Source organism: Microbacterium sp. (assembly GCF_051953575.1).
Classification (GTDB): Bacteria; Actinomycetota; Actinomycetes; order Actinomycetales; family Microbacteriaceae; genus Microbacterium.
Map to the genome: position 1 here is coordinate 1 of NZ_JBQCIP010000102.1, position 6,647 is coordinate 6,647.

At 69.3% G+C, this 6,647-nt stretch carries 6 protein-coding genes; 2 read left to right on the forward strand and 4 right to left on the reverse strand.

Features of this window, described 5'->3' with window-relative positions; translation table 11 throughout:
• Window positions 1-42: 42 nt before the first annotated feature.
• The 3 genes from ACTHNQ_RS06925 to ACTHNQ_RS06935 are packed head-to-tail and all read right to left on the reverse strand — an operon-like array spanning window position 43 to window position 3,251.
• Window positions 43-927 (reverse strand): carbohydrate ABC transporter permease, encoded by an 885-nt coding sequence (locus tag ACTHNQ_RS06925; protein ID WP_440332274.1) that lies wholly within the window; start codon window positions 925-927, stop codon window positions 43-45.
• Entirely contained in the window at window positions 924-1,949 is a 1,026-nt protein-coding gene (locus tag ACTHNQ_RS06930; RefSeq protein ID WP_440332276.1) for a carbohydrate ABC transporter permease, read from the reverse strand. Before ACTHNQ_RS06930 ends, ACTHNQ_RS06925 begins: the two co-directional genes overlap by 4 nt.
• A gap of 12 nt (window positions 1,950-1,961) precedes the next feature.
• Window positions 1,962-3,251: an ABC transporter substrate-binding protein gene (locus tag ACTHNQ_RS06935; RefSeq protein WP_440332278.1), complete on the reverse strand. Its 1,290-nt coding sequence runs from the start codon at window positions 3,249-3,251 to the stop codon at window positions 1,962-1,964.
• Between the two features lie 174 nt (window positions 3,252-3,425).
• On the opposite strand from ACTHNQ_RS06935, the gene ACTHNQ_RS06940 reads away from it, so the two are divergent.
• The gene (locus tag ACTHNQ_RS06940) at window positions 3,426-4,421 is read left to right on the forward strand and encodes a LacI family DNA-binding transcriptional regulator (protein ID WP_440332280.1); all 996 of its coding nucleotides are present in this window, start codon (window positions 3,426-3,428) and stop codon (window positions 4,419-4,421) included.
• 16 nt (window positions 4,422-4,437) lie between these two features.
• On the opposite strand, the gene ACTHNQ_RS06945 is transcribed toward ACTHNQ_RS06940, so the two are convergent.
• Entirely contained in the window at window positions 4,438-5,601 is a 1,164-nt protein-coding gene (locus tag ACTHNQ_RS06945) for an ROK family transcriptional regulator (protein WP_440332282.1), read from the reverse strand.
• A gap of 116 nt (window positions 5,602-5,717) precedes the next feature.
• Here ACTHNQ_RS06945 and xylA point away from each other — a divergent pair.
• Window positions 5,718-6,647: xylose isomerase (gene xylA, locus ACTHNQ_RS06950; RefSeq protein WP_440332284.1), on the forward strand; the 930-nt coding region annotated here is incomplete at its 3' end.

Here is a 6,647-nt window from a genome sequence, read left to right on the forward strand (position 1 = left end):
GAGCCCGCACCCGCTCCGAGACGGCGGGCAGATCCACCCCGCTCATCCCTTGACCGCCCCGGTGAGGCCGCCGACGATGCGGCGCTCGAACAGGCTGAAGAAGGCGAGCGCGGGGATCATCGACAGCGACGTGAACGCCAGGACCTTCGCGGTGTCGACGGAGTACTGCGACGAGAACGCCTGGACGCCGAGGGGCAGCGTGAAGTTCGCGTTGTCGTTCAGCAGGTACAGCGGCAGCAGGTAGCTGTTCCAGCTCGCGATGAACGCGAGGATGCCGACCGTGATGACACCGGGCACGGCGAGCGGGATCACCATGCGCCAGAAGAAGCCCAGGCGGCTGCATCCGTCGATGAAGGCCGCCTCCTGGATCTCGTCGGGGATGGCCCGCAGGAAGGGCACCAGGATGATGATCGTGGTCGGGAGCGCGAACGCGATCTGCGGCAGGATGACGCCGGCCAGCGAGTTGATGAGCCCGATGTCGCGCACGACGATGTACAGCGGCGTGATCGCCACCGTGATGGGGAACATCAGTCCGGCGGCGAACAGCGCGTACAGCGCCCCACGCCCGCGGAAGTGGTACCGCGCCAGGACGTAGCTGGCCATCAGGCCCAGGACGATGACGCCGACGGTCGTGGCGACCGCGACGATCGTCGAGTTCAGCACCAGCGTCCAGAACGTGCCCTCGGTGAGCACGTCGAAGTAGTTCGAGAACACCCAGGGGTCGGGCAGGCCTGCGGGATTCGTGGTGATCTGCGAGTTGGTGCGGAACCCGCCGAGGATGATGTAGATCACCGGCCCCAGCATCAGCGCGATGACGACGAGCGCGACGAAGTACACGGCGGGGGTTCCGGAGCGTGCTCGCCCGCGGGATCGGCCCGCCGGCTTCGAGGTGCCGACGGCCGAGATGGCGACAGAGGTGGCGGTCATCCGTCGCTCCTTTCGGTGAGTGCCCCCGCCGTGTCGCGACGCAGCACGAAGCGCTGGTAGACGAGGGCGACGACGAGGGAGATGAGGAAGATCACGACGGCGACGGCGTTGCCGTAGCCGAAGTTGCCGGCGTTGCGGCCGTTGGCGACCATGTAGGTCGCCATCGTCGATGTGCCGGCGACCGGCGCCACGTACTGGCCCCAGATGATGTACACGAGGTCGAACAGCTGCAGGGCGCCGATGATCGACAGGAACGCCCAGATGCGCAGCGTCGGGCCGAGCAGCGGGATCGTGATGCGCCACTGGATCTGCCAGTAGCTCGCACCGTCGATCGCGGCGGCCTCGTAGAGCTCTTCGGGAATGCCCTGGAGGCCCGCGAGGAAGAGGATGACCGCGAAGCCGACGTACTTCCAGGTGAGGATCGCCATGAGCGTCCAGATGGCGATGCTCGGGTCGGCGAGCCAGTCGCGCGTCAGCTGATCCAGGCCGAGGTTCTCCAGCAGCCCGTTGAGTGCGCCGTTGGTCGCGAGCATGAGGCTGAAGCCCGTGCCGACGACGACCTCGGCGATGACGTAGGGGACGAAGATCAGGACGCGGATGAGGGACTGTCCGCGCATCTTGCGGTTGAGCAGGAGCGCCAGCAGCAGGGCGACGGGGCCCTGCAGGATGAGCGACATCACGACGATGAACCCGTTGTGCGCCAGTGCTTCCTGGAAGTCGGGGTCGGTCAGGATCGTGACGTAGTTCTTGAGGCCGACGAAGTCGACGGCCGGTCCGTAGCCGTGCCAGTTGAAGAAGCCGTAGTAGGCCGCCATGATCACCGGGAAGATGACGAAGCCGACGAAGAAGATCAGTGCGGGGCCGACCAGCACCGCGATCTCCATGCGGCCCGCCCATCCGATCCCGCGACGTCGGCGGCGCGGCGATGCCGGGGGCGGCGGCGGTGCGCCGCCGCCCCCGGTCCGCTGCGCGAGATCCGTCTCCGGGCGATCGTCCGTACTCGGTGTCGCGCTGTTGTGCATGCGGAGAGTTCCTTATCCCTTCGCGCCGGCCGAGTTGGCTGCCGCGATCATCTCTTCCGGCGTGCTCTGACCCGAGAGCATGTCGACGACCGCCACGTTGAGGGCGTTGCCGACGTTCTGGCCGAGCACCGTGTCGAGCCACTGCGACACGAACGGCGCGGCGTTGTACGCCTCGAGGATCTGCTTCAGGTACGGCTCGGTGACCTGCTCCTGCGCGACCTGGTTCACCGGCGGGGAGTTGAACGCCTTGTAGTAGGCGGTCTGCTGGTCGTCCGACGCCACGAAGTTCAGGAAGTCGACGCACTCCTTGGGCGCCTTCGCCGAGCACGAGTAGCCGTCGACGCCGCCCATGATCGAGCCGGGCTCGCCCTTGCCGCCCGGAACCTCCGGGAAGGGGTACCACGCCAGGTCGGGCAGCGGCTTCTCGTCAGGGGTGAGGGATGCGATCACACCCGGGTCCCACGCGCCCATCAGCTCGCCCGCGGCCTGGTGGTTCGCGACGAGGCCGGCCGAGCTGCCGGCGCCCTGCTGGGCCGAGGTCGTGAGGAAGCCGTCGTTGAACGGCTCGGTCGCGGCGAAGTCCTCGAGGTCCTGTGCGGCCTTGAGCCAGCACGGGTCGCTGAAGTCCTTCGAGTCGCCGGTCTCCTCCATCGTCTTCGGTGCGCACTCGCGCAGCGAGAACCAGTAGAACCAGTGCGCGGCCGGCCATGCGTCCTTCGCGCCGAGGGCCAGCGGGGCGACCCCCGTCGCCTTCAGCTTGTCGTTGGCGGCGACCAGCTCGTCGATCGTGGTGGGGGTCTCGGTGACGCCGGCGGCGTTGTAGAGGTCCTGGCTGTAGAAGATGCCGCCGGGGAGCACCGAGAGCGGCATGGCCCACACCTTGTCCTGGTAGGTCTGCGCCTTGAACGAGCCCTCGGAGATGTGCTCCTTCGCCTCGCCCTCGATCTTGCCGGTGAGGTCCATCAGCTGGCCGGCCTGGACCATCGCGGTCATCTTGCCGCCGCCGCGCTGGAGGAAGATGTCCGGCGGGTCGCCGGCGTTGAGCGACGTCTGGAGCTTTCCGTCCAGGTCCTCGTTCTGGATCGACTGCATCTTGATGGTGACGCCGGGGTTGTCCTTCTCGAACGCGGTGATCGCGTCCTTCCAGAACTGCTGCCCGGGGCCGGTGGTCGAGTTCTGCCACAGCGTCATCTCGACCTTGCCGTCACTGCTCCCGTCGGAGCCGCCCGCACTGCAGCCGGCGAGCGCAAGCGCGCCGACGACCAGTGCAGCCGAACCCGCGAGGATCCTCTTGGCCTTCATGTGATTCCCGTTCTCTTCTTCGAGTGAGCACCGCCGCTTCGGGGTGCCGGTGGTCTGCGCAATCGGGTCGCGCATGGCTCGGCGTGCGATCCGAGCGACATAAGTGTGCGACTGCAACAAATACGTTGTCAAACGTTTTCAATAACGGTTTCGATGCCGTTATGCTTTCGAAACATGAGCCGTCGCCCCACGATCACCGACGTCGCCGCCGCGGCGGGCGTGTCGGTCGCGACCGTCTCGAAGGCCGTCAACGGGCGGTACGGAGTGGCCAGCGAGACGGTCGACCGCGTCCTGGCCGTGGTCGCGGAACTCGGCTACGAGTCCAGCCTCATCGCCAGCAGCATGCGCGCCCGCACGACCGGGGTCATCGGCGTGCTGGTGGCCGGTTTCGAGCCTTTCAGCGCCGAGATCCTGAAGGGCGTCGGGCAGGCGCTGGACGACAGCCGCTACGACCTGCTCGCCTATTCGGGCTCGCACAGCACTGCCGAGGGGTGGGAGCGGCGCTCGCTGTCACGTCTCAGCGGCACGCTCATCGACGGCGCGATCATGGTGACCCCGACGGTGATCAACGTGGGCGCCGAGGTCCCCGTGGTGGCGATCGATCCGCACACCGGGCCGGCCGACCTGCCCACGGTGGAGTGCGACAGCTACGGCGGTGCTCTGCAGGCGACGAGGCACCTCATCGAGCTCGGACACACCCGGATCGGCTTCATCGCCGGCCGGCGCGACCTGCGCTCGTCGATCGCCCGCGACGCCGGCTACCGCCGCGCGCTGACCGATGCCGGCCTCGCTGTCGACCCGCGGCTGGTGGGCTCGGGCAGCTACCGCCAGGATGCCGTGCGCGTGGCTGCGCTCGACATGCTCCGCCGCTCCGACCGGCCGACCGCGATCTTCGCCGCCAACGACATCTCGGCGCTGGAGATCGTCCGCGTCGCCGACGAGCTGGGTCTCCGCGTGCCGCGTGACCTGTCGATCGTCGGCTTCGACGACGTGCCCGAGGCGGCGAAGGCGACGCCGGCGCTGTCGACCGTGCGTCAGCCGATGCAGCAGCTCGGCGTCGAGGCGGCGCGGCTGCTGCTCACGCTCATGCGGGGGGAGTCTCCCGCGGCGACGCACGTCACGCTTCCCACACGGCTGATCGCGCGCGAGACGACCGCGCCCCCGGCCTGACGCCGGTCCGGCCGGCTCAGCTCGCGGTCGCTCCAGCCGGGTCGTGCAGGAGCTCGCTGAACGCGGCCTCGGCAGCGCCGATGAGCAGCCGATCCTCGGCGAGCGCCGCCGCCCGGATCGTGAAGTCCTCGCCGTTCGCGTGCATCGTCTGCGCGGCGACCGCCGCCGTGAGACCGTCCGTGTCGTTCGCGGCGAGCATCGCGAGGAACCCGCCGAGCACGACGACGGCGGGGTTGAGCACGTTGACGGCGTTCGCGAGCGCGGTGGAGAGGATGCGGCGCTGCCGGGCGATCTCGTCGAGCACCTCTGGCGCATCTGCCGCGGCCAGCAGCCGGGCGAGCTCCGGCTCGTCGACGCTGCCCTGGCCGAGGGCTTCGAGCAGGCGTGCGCGGCTGACCTCGTCTTCGAGCACGCCGTCCTCGGCGCGGCGGTCGGCGACCGAGGCGATGCCGGGCCGGTTCTGGCCGAACTCGCCGGAGTACCCCGACGCGCCGCCGACCGGCATCCCCTGCACGATGAGTCCGCCGCCGATGCCGCTGGCGCCGCCGTTGAGGTAGACGACGTCGTCGACGCCCCGCGCGGCGCCGAACAGGTGCTCGGCCAGGACGCCGAGGGCGGCGTCGTTGCCGACGGTGGTCGGCAGGCCGGTCGCGGCCTCGACGAGTTCGCGCAGTGCCGTGTCGCGCCACGTGAGGTGCGGCGCGTTGCGGACCAGCCCGTCCGACGCGCGCACGAGGCCGGGGACGGCGACGCCGATGCCGATGACGGTCGCGCCGGCGAGCTCGTCGCTGCGCCATGCGGCGATGCGCTCGCCGATGAGCTCGGCGGTCCGCTCGGGGGTGAGCAGCGACGACATCTCGATGCGCTCGCGACGTCGCACGCTGCGGTCGAGTCCGACGACGGCGAGGGTGAGGGCGTCGACCTCGGGGTTCGCGGCGATCGCGACGACCTGGGGATGCGCGGTCACCAGCGGTGAGGGGCGGCCGACCCGCCTGCTGGGGTCGGGCGCACGCTCCTCGACGAGCCCGAGTGCGGCGAGATCGCCGACGAGATCGGCGATGGTCGAGCGGTTGAGTCCTGTGGCGCTGGTCAGCGTGGCGCGCGAGATCGGGCCGTCGAGGTGGACGAGGCGCAGGATCCGGGACAGGTTCGCTTGGCGGCTGCCCACGGACTCGTTCATACCCTCACTGTAGAGGGCCGTGTTCGTCGGACGCGGACTGGACGCGGCATGCCCTTCGGGTATAGGTTGTCGTCAGCAACATTTACCCGCCATGCACGACCGCGCAAAGGAGCGTCATGCCAACCCCTACCCGCGCCGACAAGTTCTCGTTCGGACTCTGGACGATCGGCTACAACGGCACCGACCCCTTCGGCGGCCCGACCCGTCCGCACCTCGATGTCGTCCACGCCGTCGAGAAGCTCGCCGAGCTCGGCGCCTACGGACTCACCTTCCACGACGACGACCTGTTCGCCTTCGGCTCGACCGACGCCGAGCGCCAGACGCAGATCGACCGCCTGAAGGGCGCGCTCGCCGACACCGGCCTCATCGTGCCGATGGTGACCACCAACCTGTTCTCGGCCCCCGTCTTCAAGGACGGCGGCTTCACCTCGAACGACCGCGACGTCCGCCGCTTCGCGCTGCGCAAGGTCATCCGCCAGCTCGACCTGGGCGCCGAGCTGGGCGCCAAGACGTTCGTCATGTGGGGCGGCCGCGAGGGCGCCGAATACGACTCGGCGAAAGACATCCGCGCCGCGCTCGAGCGCTACCGCGAGGCCGTGAACCTCCTCGGCGACTACGTCGTCGACAAGGGCTACGACATCCGCTTCGCCATCGAGCCGAAGCCGAACGAGCCCCGCGGCGACATCCTGCTGCCGACCCTCGGGCATGCGATCGCGTTCATCGACTCGCTCGAGCGGCCCGAGCTCGTCGGCCTCAACCCCGAGGTCGGCCACGAGCAGATGGCGGGCCTCAACTTCGCCGCCGGCATCGCCCAGGCGCTGTACCACGGCAAGCTCTTCCACATCGACCTCAACGGCCAGCGCGGCATCAAGTACGACCAGGACCTCGTCTTCGGTCACGGCGATCTGCACAACGCGTTCGCGCTCGTCGACCTGCTCGAGAACGGCGGCCCCGGCGGGGTCCCGGCCTACGACGGCCCGCGCCACTTCGACTACAAGCCGTCGCGCACCGAGGACGAGAACGGCGTGTGGGACTCCGCCGCCGCC

What these genes read in the sequence shown, in the direction of transcription:
- ACTHNQ_RS06925 (WP_440332274.1), bottom strand. Translation starts at nt 927, where the DNA reads ATGACCGCCACCTCTGTCGCCATCTCGGCCGTCGGCACCTCGAAGCCG.
- ACTHNQ_RS06930 (WP_440332276.1), bottom strand. Translation starts at nt 1,949, where the DNA reads ATGCACAACAGCGCGACACCGAGTACGGACGATCGCCCGGAGACGGAT.
- ACTHNQ_RS06935 (WP_440332278.1), bottom strand. Translation starts at nt 3,251, where the DNA reads ATGAAGGCCAAGAGGATCCTCGCGGGTTCGGCTGCACTGGTCGTCGGC.
- ACTHNQ_RS06940 (WP_440332280.1), top strand. Translation starts at nt 3,426, where the DNA reads ATGAGCCGTCGCCCCACGATCACCGACGTCGCCGCCGCGGCGGGCGTG.
- ACTHNQ_RS06945 (WP_440332282.1), bottom strand. Translation starts at nt 5,601, where the DNA reads ATGAACGAGTCCGTGGGCAGCCGCCAAGCGAACCTGTCCCGGATCCTG.